13 protein-coding genes are annotated in these 15366 nt (G+C 54.7%); 4 read left to right on the top strand and 9 right to left on the bottom strand.

The window, feature by feature from the left end:
* Nucleotides 1-10: 10 nt before the first annotated feature.
* Nucleotides 11-505, top strand: coding sequence for a L,D-transpeptidase family protein (locus AC0L6A_RS01160; RefSeq protein WP_473291657.1), 495 nt, complete (start codon nt 11-13; stop codon nt 503-505).
* A gap of 51 nt (nt 506-556) precedes the next feature.
* On the opposite strand, the gene dalA is transcribed toward AC0L6A_RS01160, so the two are convergent.
* A complete protein-coding gene (gene dalA / locus AC0L6A_RS01155) occupies nt 557-1051 on the bottom strand; it encodes a divisome-associated lipoprotein DalA (RefSeq protein ID WP_473291656.1) in 495 nt (164 codons plus the stop codon).
* Nucleotides 1052-1221: 170 nt separating this feature from the next.
* Between dalA and AC0L6A_RS01150 the strand changes: the two genes are divergently transcribed.
* Nucleotides 1222-1824 carry a L,D-transpeptidase gene (locus tag AC0L6A_RS01150; RefSeq protein ID WP_473291655.1) on the top strand — a complete coding sequence of 201 codons (603 nt, stop codon included), beginning with the start codon at nt 1222-1224 and terminating at the stop codon, nt 1822-1824.
* A gap of 66 nt (nt 1825-1890) precedes the next feature.
* Here AC0L6A_RS01150 and trxA read toward each other — a convergent pair whose 3' ends face one another.
* The 8 genes from trxA to regB all read right to left on the bottom strand — a co-directional run bounded on the left by trxA (nt 1891) and on the right by regB (nt 13979).
* Entirely contained in the window at nt 1891-2211 is a 321-nt protein-coding gene (gene trxA, locus AC0L6A_RS01145) for a thioredoxin (RefSeq protein ID WP_473291654.1), read from the bottom strand.
* 146 nt (nt 2212-2357) lie between these two features.
* Nucleotides 2358-5726, bottom strand: coding sequence for a double-strand break repair helicase AddA (addA, locus tag AC0L6A_RS01140; RefSeq protein WP_473291653.1), 3369 nt, complete (start codon nt 5724-5726; stop codon nt 2358-2360).
* Nucleotides 5723-8668: a double-strand break repair protein AddB gene (addB, locus tag AC0L6A_RS01135; protein WP_473291652.1), complete on the bottom strand. Its 2946-nt coding sequence runs from the start codon at nt 8666-8668 to the stop codon at nt 5723-5725. The genes addA and addB overlap by 4 nt, the downstream gene beginning before the upstream one ends.
* Entirely contained in the window at nt 8661-9344 is a 684-nt protein-coding gene (locus AC0L6A_RS01130) for a nucleotidyltransferase family protein (protein WP_473291651.1), read from the bottom strand. The genes addB and AC0L6A_RS01130 overlap by 8 nt, the downstream gene beginning before the upstream one ends.
* Nucleotides 9329-10321, bottom strand: a complete 993-nt coding sequence (locus AC0L6A_RS01125) for an aminoglycoside phosphotransferase family protein (RefSeq protein ID WP_473291650.1) — start codon at nt 10319-10321, stop codon at nt 9329-9331. The genes AC0L6A_RS01130 and AC0L6A_RS01125 overlap by 16 nt, the downstream gene beginning before the upstream one ends.
* On the bottom strand, nt 10318-10812 hold the full coding sequence (gene tsaE, locus AC0L6A_RS01120) for a tRNA (adenosine(37)-N6)-threonylcarbamoyltransferase complex ATPase subunit type 1 TsaE (RefSeq protein WP_473291649.1): 495 nt from the start codon (nt 10810-10812) through the stop codon (nt 10318-10320). Before tsaE ends, AC0L6A_RS01125 begins: the two co-directional genes overlap by 4 nt.
* Before the next feature lie 56 nt (nt 10813-10868).
* Nucleotides 10869-12452 carry a PAS-domain containing protein gene (locus tag AC0L6A_RS01115; RefSeq protein WP_473291648.1) on the bottom strand — a complete coding sequence of 528 codons (1584 nt, stop codon included), beginning with the start codon at nt 12450-12452 and terminating at the stop codon, nt 10869-10871.
* An 84-nt stretch (nt 12453-12536) separates the two neighbouring features.
* On the bottom strand, nt 12537-13979 hold the full coding sequence (regB, locus tag AC0L6A_RS01110) for a sensor histidine kinase RegB (RefSeq protein ID WP_473291647.1): 1443 nt from the start codon (nt 13977-13979) through the stop codon (nt 12537-12539).
* 103 nt (nt 13980-14082) lie between these two features.
* Here regB and AC0L6A_RS01105 point away from each other — a divergent pair, with 103 nt between their 5' ends.
* Together AC0L6A_RS01105 and AC0L6A_RS01100 are read left to right on the top strand one after the other, a co-directional pair.
* On the top strand, nt 14083-14715 hold the full coding sequence (locus AC0L6A_RS01105; protein WP_473291646.1) for an SCO family protein: 633 nt from the start codon (nt 14083-14085) through the stop codon (nt 14713-14715).
* 82 nt (nt 14716-14797) lie between these two features.
* The gene (locus AC0L6A_RS01100) at nt 14798-15352 is read left to right on the top strand and encodes an ActR/PrrA/RegA family redox response regulator transcription factor (RefSeq protein ID WP_473291645.1); all 555 of its coding nucleotides are present in this window, start codon (nt 14798-14800) and stop codon (nt 15350-15352) included.
* Nucleotides 15353-15366 lie beyond the last annotated feature (14 nt).

Below are 15366 nucleotides of genomic sequence, written 5' to 3'. Positions count from 1 at the left end.
CGGATGAAAAATGAGAACCGTCGTCGCAATCGCAGCAGTGCTTGCCCTTTTATTTGCCGCCTCATGTGGGCCAAAGCGTCATCAATATGATGGCCCCGAGGTCACGCGTATCGTCGTGAACAAGGGCGCCCGGAAGATGTATCTTCTTCACGGGACCGAAATTCTGAAGAGCTACAACATCGAACTGGGCTTTACCCCCGCTGGGCATAAACAGTTCGAAGGTGACGGTAAGACGCCCGAAGGGCGCTATGTCATTGATCGCCGCAATCCAAAAAGCTCGTTCTATTTGTCTATTGGGGTGTCTTATCCCAACCGGGCAGATGTGGAATATGCCCAGGCCAATGGCAAAAAGCCGGGGGGCGAGATCTTTATTCATGGCCAGCGCCGCCCGCAGGACCGGAAAGGACCTGACTGGACGGCTGGCTGTATCTCGGTCGACAACGACGAAATGATCGAGATCTTTACGATGGTGCGACTTGGCACTGTTATCGACATCAACCCATAAGAAAAGGCCCGCCTGATTCAGGCGGGCCTTTGATTTTTCCAGAGGGCTTGCTTAGGAGCCGACTTCGAGCACCCACCAGATTTTCCCATTTCGTTCTTGGTGCCACGAGAAGCCCATATTGCGGCCGCGCGGGTCCATGATAATCCGGCGTGTATTCGAATCTGCCATCCAAGCGGACAGGGTTTGAAGCTCGCTTTCGAAGGTTTCCGAAATCGTCTCACCTAGATAAGTGCCAGTGAATCCCACGCGTCGTGCGCGATCTAGGGGCGATGATCCATCTGACCCGAAGTGCCATGGGCGGTTCTGAACCGCCATATCTTTAGCGTGGGTTGCCGCTGCTGCATTCAGCTTGCTGTTCAGTTGCATCGGACCCGCGCCCGATGCAGCGCGCAGTTCGTTTACGGAATCCAGCATCCGATATTGGATGGTTGATGTCTTTGCCGCCGAAATCCGATAGACCCTTACACCGTTTCCAGTTGTGGTTGTGCCGGATTCACAGGCGGCCAATGTGGTTGCTGCGGCCAAAGCCAACAAAATCGCGCGCATTTGTATCTCACCAATAAAAACTTGTTTACATGCTTCTCTATAGACAGAATGACATGAATTCAAACAACGGGTGTGTGATCATTGCGAAATCACGCTGGTTTGAATTGCGACTGATGCGAACGCGCAATATAGAAGCGTTGAATAGATGTTATTTTGTTTGGAGTTCCGAAATGAGTGACAAGACAGGATTGAAGATCGGTCGCCGCGCGTTTCTAAGCGGCGCTGCAGCCGTAGCTGGCGGAGTTGCAACTCCTGCCATTGCGCAGTTCAGCGGTTCAACTGAGGTCGAGCGCGACCTGACCGAAGTGGTTAAACGTAATATTTCTAGCTTCCGGACATTGAACTGGCAGCCGTATTTCAGCAACACCCGCGGTGGCGTTATCCTGGTCGATATCAGCTCGCGCTGTTTGCACTTCTGGTCAGAGGATCAGGCGACATATCGCCTGTACCCGACCTCGGTACCGCTAAGTGAAGATCTGACGCGTCGCGGACGGACAAGTGTGATCCGCAAAGTGGAAGGTCCGTCATGGGCCCCTACCCCGGCGATGCGCAAGCGTAACCCGGAATGGCCCGCTTTTGTTGGCCCCGGCCCCGATAATCCGCTGGGCACCCACGCGCTATATCTGGGCTGGAAATACTACCGGATCCACGGAACGCATGACACACGCAAAATCGGTCGCCAATCGTCGAACGGTTGTATCGGCCTGTATAACCAACATATTGCAGAGCTTTACAGCTTGGTTGGGAATGGCGCGCAAGTTCTGCTGATCTAAGTTCGATCAAATGAGAAACAAAAAAGCCCCGCATCAAGCGGGGCTTTTCTTTTGTCTTGTAAGGGATCAGACGCTTTCGTCGATCCAAGACTGAAGCGCGGCTTTCGGTGCAGCGCCAACTTTATTCGAGATCACCTGACCGTCTTTGAACATGAACAGTGCCGGAATTCCGCGGACACCCATTTGCGCTGGGGAATTCGGGTTTTCGTCTACGTTCACCTTAACGATCTTCACCTTGCCTTCATACTCGGCCGACAGCTCTTCCAAAGCTGGACCGATTTGTTTGCAAGGACCACACCATTCGGCCCAAAAATCGACGATAACGGGCACATCCGCATTGCGGACTTCTTCTTCAAAGGTGGCATCTGTGACAGCAACGGTTGCCATGGTAACTCTCCTGAAATTTGTGGTTGGTCAGAACCTAAAGCGTTTCGGGATAAACTTGAAGTGCAAGTTTGTCGCGAAACGCCCGCAAGGAAGATATCTTGTACAGCGTTTCGGTTTCCACCGTGTCAGGTTAAAACCGAAACGCTTTATGTAGCCAGACCCCCAGCGTCAAGGCGGCCAAGGGCCCCATCGACAAGTTGATCGTCCAGCACCATCAGCTCACGGCTTTGTGTCCAAAGGATTGCGGTGTGGACAGGTCGATCTTGGTAGATTGCGCGCAACATTGTTCGGTAAGCCCCCATTTGCCGCAGTAATCCTTCTGGGGTGTGTTCGGGCGCGTCGGGAACAAGGCGATTGGATTTGAAATCAATGGCCAGAACTTGATCATCTGTCACGATCAGACGGTCAATATACCCGTGCAGAAGCTGATTTGGTGAATCAGGCAAATGCCCAGTGATGGGCGCTTCGGCAATACTGTTTGCATCAAACAAATGCGTCAGAGCGGGATCGGTTAACAGTGCCGCAACTTCGTGCGTCAACGTGCGCGTGGTTTCAGGCGTTGCTGCATCAGGGCCAGTCGACAGCAGATATTCACCAACTGCTGTCCATCTGTCTTGGGCGATGCCCGGAAGGTGTTCCAGCAAAAGGTGGATTTGACGCCCGCGGATCAGCGGGTCCTGACCGTCTGCAAGTTCAAGCTCACCGGGCAGTGCCTTAGCGCCCCCAAGATCGGACGGGGACAACGGCTTGGGAGTATTGATCGGTGGGTGCGCATCTGATGTCAGCCAATCCGGCAAATCGGATGTTTGCATATCGCTATCAAGTGCGTGGTTCACCCCCGGCTCTGGCCATTCGCCTGTGTGGTAGCGTTTTCCAGTCCCAGTTGGAAAAGCGCAATCCGCGCCGCCGGCATTCTCCATCGCGGTTTCGCAGACTCGATACCATCCGGTGTCAGCTTTCCCAAGATCGCCAGCAGCAGCAAGGATCAACCATTGCTCGGCACGGGTCATGGCGACGTAAAGCAGCCGCGTACGTTCTTCGATCTCAGCTTCTTTCAGGTTTTCGGAGACGCCCTCGATGGCGTCTGTCCGATCTGCTTTCGATGGGAACCAGAATGGCTGATCTGACGGCAGTTTCCCAATCTGCGGCATGTCCGAGGCATTTCGCCTTGCCAGATCCGGCAGCATAACAATCGGCGCCTCAAGCCCTTTCGAACCATGGATTGTCATCACCCGTACAAGGTGACCTTTGCTGTCCACCTGTCGCTTGATCGTGATATCGCCGGTTTCCAGCCATGAAATGAAACCGGTCAGGCTGGGGATCTCTAACCGTTCGTAATTCATCGCCTGATGCAAAAGGGCGTCGATACCGTCTTCGGCCTCTTGCCCCAATCGGGCCAGCAGCTTTTTGCGGCCATCATGACGTGTCAGGATACGTTCTAAAAGCTCGTAGGGGCGCAAGAAATCTGCGCGGTTTCGCAGATCGTGAAGCGTCTCTAACGTAGCCGAATACTGTTCAGATTGATCTGATAAGGCCCGCCAAAGGAAGGTCTTCTTACCTCGGTAATGGGCCAGCCGGAACAGGTCGTCTTCGCTCCAACCAAACAAGGGAGACCTGAGTACCGTGGCAAGCGACAGATCATCTTCGGGTGTGGCCAAGAATGAAAGAAGGGCTGTTAGATCTTTAACCGCAAGCTCAGCACCGATGCGCAGTTGATCGGCCCCCGCGATGGGAATATCACGTGATTTGCAAGCGCGGATCAGTTCGTGAAATAGCTCGCTGCGAGACCGCACCAGAACAAGAATATCGCCCGGATCAACCGGTCGCGACCCGCCATTATCATCCGGCAATTGTTCTTCCCGGATCATGCGCTGGATTTCATCTGCCATATGGTCTGCCAGCTGCACTCGGTGATCACGCGGGGAGGGCCGGTCTACCGGATCGTTCCAATCACGATCTTCTTCCTGCTTCACAGGCTCGATCGATGGCCACAGGTCTACACGGCCGGGTTTGTCCCCGAAGAATGCGCGATGCTTAAAGCCGCCCCCAAGACCGGACCGGCCCTCCAGTGCCATATCTACAAAACCCAGAACTGCGGGCGAGGATCGGAACGAGTATTCCAGCGGTTGAACGGCCAATGCGCGTCCGACTTGGTGTAACCGATCGGCAAAACTGTGCTGCATGCGCTGGAACTCGGCAGGTTCCGCACCTTGGAACGAATAGATGGACTGCTTTGGATCCCCAACCACGAAAATCGTGCGCTCAACATCGTCTCGCGCGCCCGACCCAGTGGTGAATTCGCGCGCCAGACTGTCGATCACGCGCCATTGGACAGGGCTGGTGTCTTGTGCCTCGTCTACCAGAATGTGGTCGATGCCACCGTCCAGTTTGAACAAAACCCAAGCTGCGACCGAAGGGTCTGTCAGCAGCGCGCCTGCTTTCAAAATAAGGTCGTCGAAATCCAACCAGCCACGCGCCAGTTTTGCGGCCCCGTATTCTTGCACATATTCATGGGCAAATCGGTACAGAGCCAGAGTGCGCTGGGCGTTGTATAGGGCCAGACGTTTGGCTTTCGCTTCTTGGATTCGTGCCATCAGACCATCAAGTTTATCCATAATCGGCGCGCAGGCACCAGTCTGCAGGGATTTGGTCGGGACAGAGCCTATCTTTGCGGAATAAGGTGATTTCTGCAGTAGGAAGATATTTTCCAACCGCTTCAGTAGATCCAAATTCGGTTGGCCTAAATCAGCGCCTTGAAGGGCTTCTGCCCGCTTTTGATCCTGTGCACTGCCGGTGGCCGAGCCCGCGTGGAACTTGGTCAGAACTTCCAGATCTTCCGGCTCAAAGCAATCCTCAAGGACAGCTTGTAAATCGTCTTCAGTCGACAAACCGAACCAACCCTTGATCAGCGCCTCTTCTTTCGCATCAGTGAACAACATCCGGGCCGAAGTTATACCTGCTGTTAGGCGGGACAGATCTTCACCCGTAAAGATGGTAGCCAGATCCTGAACAAGGTCTCTATGTGGCCCGTCGCTCATCTGTTCTAGAATAATCGCACGCAAATCAGTAGCCGCGCGGTCATCCATCTCGGTAAACTGCGGGGATACGCCCGCTTCGGTCGGAAAGCGGCGTAGAAGCGATGCGCAATACGCATGAATCGTCTGAATCTTCAGCCCGCCGGGGGTTTCGATGGCTCGGGCGAACAATTGACGCGCCAATGAAAGGTCGCGGGCGCCTTCGACCCCAAGCTCGGCCAGCGCAAGGGTAAGGCTTGCGTCATCTTTCATGGCCCATTCACCAAGACGCTTGAACAGGCGGTTCTGCATCTCGCTTGCCGCGGCTTTGGTATAAGTCAGACACAGGATGTTTTGCGGTGATACCCCATCCAACAAAAGCCTCGCAACACGGTCGGTTAGAACACGCGTCTTTCCTGAACCTGCATTGGCCGATAACCAGGTCGAAGCTGTCGGGTCCGCTGCCCGGATTTGGGCAAGTGTGGCGTCGTTAAACTTCATCGTCCGACCTCCGTCACCACAGGGGTGTCACTGTCATCCCATTCACCAAACCGGGCCAGATGATCATAGTCGCCCGCGAAGCGATGCATGTGCATTGCGCGTCGTGATGTGTAGCCCTGCTCTTCCACATAATAGGCACTAATAAGGCCCAATAGCTCTTCTCTTACACGAACGACATCTGAACTCGTCAGGTCAGTTGATACCTCTTTCTGCGGGGTTAGCCCAATGTAGCTTACCGTTGAAACAGGTGATGGCTCGACGTTCTCAAATCCACTTGTTTGGGCAATGACAGCTTCAAGAAGCAGCTGCTTGTCAAAGTGCTTCTGCTGCTTTTCGTTTGGGGGCGAGCCCGTCTTGTAGTCGTAAATCAGAAGCGACCCATCTTGGTGGCGGTCAATCCGGTCGGCTTTGGCGACAAGCGTGAAATCTGGATCATCAAACTGTACGCGACCCCACGCTTCGTTCGCCAGGTTTCGGGACCAGCCATTCCGTAGAAGCTCCTGTTCAATGAACCATGGCGCAATCCGATCAATGCGGGCTTTCCAAAGAATCCGCGTCGCCAGATTAGGAACTTGTTCTTCCAGAACGTCATTAGCAACCTGATGAAGGCGTTCAATCTCGTTGTTGGGATCTGGTTTTTCAGGCAGAGCTTCAACGAAACGTTCGAACACATCGTGAAGAACGGTTCCGCGCATCAGCGCATCAGATCCGCGCATCAAAGGATCCAGCGCGCGTAGATGAAGAACCTTGTCCGCGTATATCGCAAACGGATCCCGGATCAGTTTTGTGACGCCAGTGGCCGAAAGTTGTCGCGGACGCGTAGACAATGGCGGCGCTGGCGAAGGGCGAGTTTCTGGTGAAATAGTCTCTGATGGTTGGTCGATCTGTTGTGCGTATTCCAGCCACTGACTGCCCCGTTGGCGCATGTGTTGCAGGGCCTGTTCGCCTTCATTCGATATACCCGCCATCAGATTGCAGATGCGGTTCAACCAGCGCGACGGGATCGTTTCGCTGTCTGCGTCGCGAGTGGATCGGGTCAGGATGACCTCTTTTGTGGCAATGGCTTGTTGAAAGTCATGCGCGGAAAGGCCCACGCGACGTTCTGGCAGAGACAGGCCAACCTGCAGCCGCATCTGACGGTTTAGCCATGGATCAGGGCCGGGCAGCTCGGGCCAGATACCATCGTTTAGACCCGCAAGGATAACGCGATCCGCACCCTGAACACGTGCTTCGAGTGTACCCCAGAACATCACACCGGGATGGGGTGTGTTCGGGTCGCGTACCTCGCCTTTTGACAGGATTGAACGGAAAAGATCCCGATATGCCAATGGGGATAGGTTGCCGCCGTGTATCGCATTATCAGCAAGATTAGAGACTATTTCTTGGCACATCTGCCCCGCTGCGCGGTTCCAAAGTTCCCCTGTCCCGTCGCCTGACGGCCCTTTTGCGATCGCAGTGGCCAGCTCAAGGTGATGCGATAGCAGATCGACTAGGGCTAGCTCGTTCGCGATGGGATCACAAAGGCAAGTGGTCGCAACCCAATCCGCCCAAGCTGCGCGTTCAGGGTCTTCTTCGAAGGACTTTGCCCATTCCATCAGCGCATCACGATCCGGAACGGCAGGAGATCCCCTCAACACCTGAAGCTCCAGATCGCGGGTCCAGCGCAAGTGGTCGCCGCGCGCTTCACTGCCAGTGTTTGTAAGCGGATGCTTCAGTAAAGCTAGTAACCGGTCCGCAGCCGGAGCCTCGCACATCATGAGCGAGACCTGACGCAGAAAACGTCCAGGAGCGGAAAGCGCCAATGGGCGCCCAGCGCTGTCATCGGGTTCGATATTCCAACGATCTAACGCGGCTGAAACCTGCCGGGCCAGGTTTCGATCTGGCGTAATCAAGGCAACTGAAACGCCGTCGTCAATTGAACGGCGCAGGATCGCTGCGATGGCCAAAGCTTCATCACGCGGCTTCGCAGCTTCAACAAGCGTCAATTCTTCTGTGGCTTTATTGATGTTTTGAAGGCGGCGCCCCTCGACCTGCCACTGATCCGTTACGGGCGCAGGTCGAAGCGCAAGTGAGATCAGCTTGTTTCGTTCTGGGGCAACTGGTGCAAGGTCTGTCCAATATTGAACATCGTTCTGGGTCAGGCCCAACCGTTTTAGTAGTGCGGCGAAGCGGTATTGTGGGTGATCTTCCGCAGAATGTGCGTCAACCAGATTGGTCCAAGTAGATTCAGGCAGATCAGTGTCGAAACCGGGCAGAACCAACGCCCCATTGGGTAGCTTCGCAACGGCCTCCATCAACATTGATGTGGTGCCGCGAGATCCCGTTGAACCAGCGATGGTAACAGGATGATCAGGCGGAGAGGTTTCCCAACCCTCGATGATGCTTTTAACCACCAATCGCTGCCGTGTTTCCGCGTCTGGGGCATGTCCGGCCTGTGGGTCAAAGAACGGATTGATAAGCGAAAGAAACTGTAGGCTTCGCGCCCAGTGTTCGGACATGTCCTGTACATCAAGTGTCTCTAATGCAGCCGGATTCACACCTTCACCGTGCATTTCATCCATTAGCTTTGCAACGCTATCTGCCAGATCAAACGCAGCGCTTTTCGGGGCGAGATCGGGTTCTTTGTCCAGCAATGCAAGGATTAGCTGATGCAGCTCTAGCTGACGGCGTAAGGGCGCTACGGCTGTGGGGATCGAGCTGTCCAACGGCAATTGCGCCAGATCCGTAATCAAGCGTAGACGGGGTACAAATCCGGGTTGATCATCAAACAAGCTGCGCACGCGATTTAGCATTCTACGCGAGTTCAGATAGAGTTCGATCTTGGCCATATCCTCGGGCGGACGATCCGCCATTCGCTGGCGCACGCCAAGGACCAAAGCTTTTGGGAAATCGACCCCCAGTGGCACATGGAAGGCGCGGGATTTGGCGGTAGGCTTAAACATCTTGGGTTTCTAACATTCTTTCTGCCAATGCGATCCCGTCTGGATGTCCAACGTCGCACCATGAACCAGAATAGGTGAGTCCATACAGGCGGTCTGCTTTATCGATAGCGTTCCAAACAGTGTTCAGCGAAAATACATCCTCGTGGATTGCCGTAACTGGGGCGGCTTTGATGATCTGACAGCCAGTGTATACCAAACCTGGGCCGCGGATCAGTCGGCCTTCCGGTGTTTGGTGAAAGTCTCCTGCACCTAAATGGCCAATCGCGCTTTCAAGGGGCACAAGCAGCATCAGCGCGTCCATCCTGTCAGGATCCCAAGCGTCCAAAAGGGCTTGTATAGGGTTCGGGCCGGACCACACGGCATCCGCATTCAATGTATAGATTGAGTTAGTTTTGTGCAGGGTTAGAGCCCTTTTAAGGCCGCCTCCAGTTTCCAGAAGTTCTTCTTCTTGTGAAAATAAAACTCGTCTATCGGAAAGGTGATCTTCGATCTGGTTGGCCAGATAGTGGGTGTTCACAATGATCTGAGAGACCCCGTTGGCGTCGTCAACAATTTCCAATGCGTGATCCAAAAGCGGTTTACCGGCGACTGGAACCAACGGTTTTGGCTGCGCTTCGGTCAAAGCCCCCATGCGTGTTCCACGTCCGGCGGCGAAAATCATTACGGTGTCGGGCATGGTTGTCTCAGCTTGTTAAGGAAGTCGGTGTCGGGTTCGGGCAGGACTGTGTTTAACTGCTTTCGCAATTCGGCCAGCGGCGGGTGGCTTAGGTCATCTTGAAGCAGCCCCCAGACGCGGGGGATCAGATCGACATAGTGTGGCTTTCCAAATTCGTGGGAAAGGCGTGCGAAAATGCCCAGAATGCGAAGGTTTCGTTGCACGGCAACCATGTGAAATTCATTCTGAAAGGCGTTCTGATCCAGACCACGCCGATCGGCGAAGGCGACGCGTGCCGAATGTGCCATATCTGGCGACACGTTCCGGCGGACATCGCGCAGAAGGGACACAAGATCATAGCTGGGCAGCGTATTTACAGCGTCCTGAAAATCTAAAAGCCCAACGCGCGCGGCACCTCTGCGGTCGGGCAGCCAGTGCAGGTTCTGGGCGTGGTAATCACGTAGAGAGGTATGCAGGCTCGACCGAAAGGGTGAGAGGGCGGTTCGGATCGCCTCTATCATCTCATCGACGGTTTTTGGTGACTGGGGCGCATAGTGCAGGAACGCCAGGTCGCAAGCGCGGGCCATTTCAGGAATTCCATAATCCGCGACGCTTGCTGGCTTTGCATCCAGAACGGTATGTATGACCTCTGTCGCGGTGGAATAGAGACTGTTTTCTAGCGAAGGATCGTTATCAATCAGCGTCGCGAAATCGTCGTCTTGGAAGTCTTCCAAAAGAAGGAAGCCCGTCTGAAGGTCAACCTCGTAAATCGTTGGGGCCGAAAGGCCGAGCGCAGAGAGATGGTACGCCATATCGACGAAGGACTGCATCGAGCCGCAGGTTTGCGGGGGTGCGTCCATCAGGATCGCTGGCCGCGGTGCCGTTGCACGGAAGTACCGACGAGACGAGGCATCACCAGACAGCGGTACAAAGGCCGAACCTGCCCAATCGGTTCCCTGCAAGAAAGCAAGCCTATCGTTCTGGCGAGCATCGCTCATGGAATAGCCTTTCGAAGTCGGCTTTCCCATTTTTCAGCAGGCCCAGAAAAGTGAAGTTCCCTGAGATCGGGATCGGCCGAAGGGCCGCCAGTTGAAAACTCGATCACCAAGGCATTGTCGGGGGTCAGATCGCCCAGCCTGTCGGGCCATTCAACAAGGCAGATTGCGGTTTCAAAGGCGTCGATCAAACCAAGCTCTTCGATCTCATCCGGGTGGGTCAGCCGATAGAGGTCAGAATGCCAGATTTCACATACGGAATCATCGTAGGTCTGGACCAATGTGAAAGTGGGCGAAGGCACGTCTTCGACGATACCGTTTCGCGCCAAGCGCGCTTGGATCAGTGCCCGCGCAAAATGGGTTTTGCCTGCACCGATACCACCAGACAGCAAGATCACATCGCCGGGCGCTAGCTGTTCTGCCAGCGCGGCCGCGAATGCAGTTGTTTGGTCAGGGCTGGGAAATACAAGATCAAGGTGAAAGGCGTGCGTCATGGCACGAGTTTTAGACGCCCAGCGCGTCGGCGCAAGACTGGATCAGGTTTAAAGCCTTATGGGGTCAGTGACAGCGCAGTTTTCTGCATGGGCTGCAGACCATGCTGGGCCGTTTCCACCCGGAACCGTGCCATCGTCGCCCCGCGCACCATCGGAACAAATTCGCAATCCACCTGCCGCCCATCCAACAATGCGATGCGGTCATTCCAGGCCTGACGTTCGCCATGTGCGGCGACGAATTCTTTCAGCATGCGCCAAACAGGCGTTTCACCCGCGGTTGTCCGCCATGTGCGGATTGCGTCACCCAGATTGATATCTTCCAACGTGGTTGAAGGGTCGTTGCCCCAAAGCTTGATGTAAGCGGCATTCGACATGGAAAGTACTCCGCCGGGTGAAAAGATAGCGATGGCATCTTCGATACAGTCCAAAGCGGACTGACCCATCTCTAATTCACGGCGAAACCGGCGTGTCAGCGAGATTTCTGAGGTAATGTCTTCAAACAGAAACGCCACCGCGCCGTCAGGATGTGGACGACCTGTCACTCGGTAAGTTTGGCCGGTGGGAAGCGACCAAGTTTCCTCATAAGTGCCGTTTACGGCGGCGGTTTCTAAGTCTGCCATTTGTTGGCGCCACGAGACATAGTCCTTCGGCTCTGGCATCAGGCGTTTTTCACGCAAGCGATCAAGGAACGTAAACAGCGTTGGTTGGCCAACAAGGAAAGAGGCACTCATCGCCAGAATGTCGGTCAAAGCCGGGTTGAACAGGCTGAGCTGGCGTTTGCGATCAAATATCGCCAAGCCGATTGGAAGATGGGCAAACGTCTTGGTTAGCGTTGTCACGAATTCTGCCCGAGATTTCTCGGCGTGAACAACACGATCCACAGGAATGGCTGTCAAAAGCGTTTCGTCACCTAATGGGGCGTCGTGAAGTTCGAACCAATGGCGTTTACCATCTGCCGGCAGTTGGATCGCAACGCGGCGTGGCGTTTCAAGCACCTTTGCATCTTCCAGCTTGGGACGCTCGAACAGCTTCTGCGGGGGCCAGCTGGCAACTGAATCAGGGGCGTTGGGGTCAGTTGCCTGATCCAGATACGTTCTGTTTGCCCAAGTGACTTTGCCGTTGACGTCTTCACGCCACATCATGATTGGGACGTGCTGTGCGGTGGCGCGCAAACCTTCCAGTTCATGGCGCATGGCATCAAAGCTCATCCGGTCAACCAAGGGGTTTTCCTGCCCCGATTCCGCGCTGATCAGTTGAAGGCGTGCCAACCCATCGCGCCATTCGGCTTTCACTTCATTCGCACCATCCGAGGAGGGGATTGTGAGTTTCCCCAAATCAGCAAGATCACCCATTTGATCCGACAGGTTGGGAAAACGGCTTCCTAAAGTGTGGGACAAGTGGTCCCAGTCGGACCAAGAGGCGTTTCGGGGAAGTGCGTCCAGTATCTGCTGAGCAGCAGGCGAGGCATCGATCAAGGTCTGATCGTCGAACAAAAACACAACGCTGTCCTTTTCACGCGTCGATTGCTTGCGCAACTTCCGATCCCGAGTCGGATCCAGCAAAGACAGGACATATAGCGCCGCAATGGCGATCAAAAGGGCTGTTAGTACCAGCGCAACTGCATAAATAGAATTGACCATATCCACACCTGCCGTTCGGCGGGGTATCCCCGCGCATTTCACAGGTAGAGGTTAGGCCAGTGTGGTTAATGAAGCTTTAATCGCTCATGAACCATTATTATCAAAGGGTTTAAGGTCGGCATCATGAGTGAAATGGATGTTCTCACCCAAAGCCCCACTTATGTTTGTCGCCTCAAGCCCTTGCGTGCCACGAGGCCATTCAACTTGTGCAATTGCGCCCGATTTCGCGCGTGGATGCGGACGCCCGGTATAGGGTGACGACGCATTGGCAAAGGTTAACGTGGCCCCTGTCCGTTCCAGCAGAGTCTTTGCAATGAACAGCCCCAGACCCATCCCTTTGTAAGCCTGACGCTGACCGCGCTCGGCGGATGTCTTACGGCGGCGGATGAATGGATCGCCGATCCAGCCCAGCACCTGGGGTGAATAACCTTTGCCGTCATCCAGAATGCGGATCGAAATACGTTCGTCGTTCCAGCAAATTTCGATCCAGACTTTGGTTGATGCGAAATCAACTGCATTCTGGATCAGGTTGCGCAGGCCGTGGATTATTTCTGGGCGACGCATGAGGATTGGCTGATCCTGCGGGTCGGCCTCGATGCAGGCGATTTCAATCTCAAGGGCTTTACCGCGTTCACGATGCGGCTCTGCTGCTTCCTCGATCAATGCAATTAACGGTGCATGTTTGACCAACATGTCGTCTTTGCCGGCACGGCCCATTGATTGCAGGATATCCCGGCATCTATCAGCCTGTTCACCGATTAGGCGCGCGTCGTCACGCAGCTCCTCGGTGCCCTCTAGTTCTTCCACCAGTTCTGTCGAGACGAGCTTGATGGTTGCAAGTGGGGTGCCAAGTTCATGCGCTGCGGCGGCCACCACACCCCCCAAATCCGTCAGGCTTTGCTCGCGCGAGAGCGCCATTTGTGTGGCCAAAAGTGCTTCGGACATTGATCGCATCTCGGACGAAATCCGGCGCGTATACAGACCGATAAACCCGACCGAGATTGTGACGGCGACCCACATCCCGAATACAAACATATCCGGCATACGCAGCGGACCAGTGGGTATTTGCAGCGGGATGTTGAACCATGTAACAAGGCTGGTTGCTGCAATGGCGACCGCGCCAACGATGATTGTTGATCGCGTCGAAAGGGCGGTTGCGGCGACAGTGACAGGGGCAAGGATCAGCACCATGAATGGGTTGTGAATGCCCCCGGTCAAGAACACCATCGCGCCAAGCTGAAGCGTATCGAAGACCAGAATGCCGGTGGCCTGAACCTCGTTTAGACGGGTATTGCGCGGGAATAGAGCCGTTGAAACAAGGTTGGCAATCACAGCAGCGCCAATTGCAGCAGCAACAAATCCGAACTGAATTTGAACCGAAAAGACCTGAACCGCGACGGCGATTGCAGCGATTTGACCCGCAATTGCAGCCCAGCGCAGCAGGATCAAAGTCCGAAGGCGCACCCAGCTGCGTTGAGAGCTGCTGAGCGCAGCATCCGTTGCAGGATCTTTGTGTATCTCGACCATTTGTGATCAACCAGAACCGATTAAGGGTTGCGTCAATGTGTTCTCTTGCTAGTCCTGAGCAAAGGCGGGATCAATGCCTGCGCGAATAAACCGGAGAGTTTCTATGCAACGCATCTATGCCATAACGGCCGCCACGGCAATTGCAGCCCTTGTCGGGGCGACTTGGTTTGTCACCAGCGGTGACGGTGAAAACGATGCTTTTGCTGATTGCCGGGCGAGCGCAGTTGGAACTGGTGTAGCCTCTATCGGCGGTCCGTTTGAGCTTGTGGATGAAACCGGCAAGACGGTGACCGAAAAGGATGTGATTACCAAACCGACATTGGTTTATTTTGGGTATACGTTCTGCCCCGATGTTTGCCCGTTGGATAATGCACGCAACGCTGCGGCGATGCGTATTCTGGATGAAAAAGGGTATGACGTGCAGGCGGCCTTCGTCTCGGTCGATCCAGAGCGTGATACGCCGGAACATCTGGCAGATTTCACCAGCTATATGCATGAGGACATGATTGGCCTGACTGGAACACCTGAACAGGTGAAAGCAGCGAGCCAAGCGTACAAAACATACTTCCGCAAACAAGAACCCGAAGAAGGTCAGGAGGAATACTATCTGATCGACCATTCGACCTTCACGTATCTGATGTTTCCAGAAAGCGGATTTGCGGATTTCTTCAAGCGTGATGAGACACCGGAATCGATGGCACAGCGTGTCGGATGCTTTATTGATGCTGGCGCATAGAAAACATCGCTGCGTCAAAATTGACCTCGTGGTCTAAAATACCTAGGTATCTAACAGCAAAAGCAAACCGGAGGTTGCTGCGATGACCGCTGAGGAACTCAAGCCGATAGGTGAAGACGCATCCCTTCTTTTGGTAGATGATGATGAACCGTTTCTGCGCCGTCTTGCACGGGCGATGGAGAAACGGGGATTTGAACCCGAAACGGCTGGATCAGTTGCTGCGGGTAAAGCGATTGCGACCGCACGACCCCCTGCATATGCGGTGGTAGATCTGCGGCTTGACGATGGGAACGGGTTGGACGTCGTCGAAACCATTCGCGACAAACGCCCAGATGCTCGGATTGTTGTTCTTACCGGATACGGTGCGATTGCCACTGCTGTTGCGGCGGTCAAGCTTGGGGCGGCGGATTACCTATCGAAGCCTGCGGATGCCAATGACATCACGGCTGCACTGTTGGCGCAGCCCGACGAATTGCCTCCGCCTCCAGAAAACCCGATGTCCGCAGATCGTGTCCGATGGGAGCATATTCAGCGTGTCTACGAGCTGTGTGATCGCAACGTTTCGGAAACTGCCCGCCGCTTGAACATGCACCGCCGTACGCTTCAGCGCATTCTTGCAAAACGCAGCCCGAAATGAGGGCTGCGGCTGTA

The sequence above is a fragment of the Aliiroseovarius sp. D2-2 genome (assembly GCF_055809455.1).
Note: the sequence above shows the minus strand (reverse complement) of the source record. Positions and strands in the feature narration are given on the sequence as shown.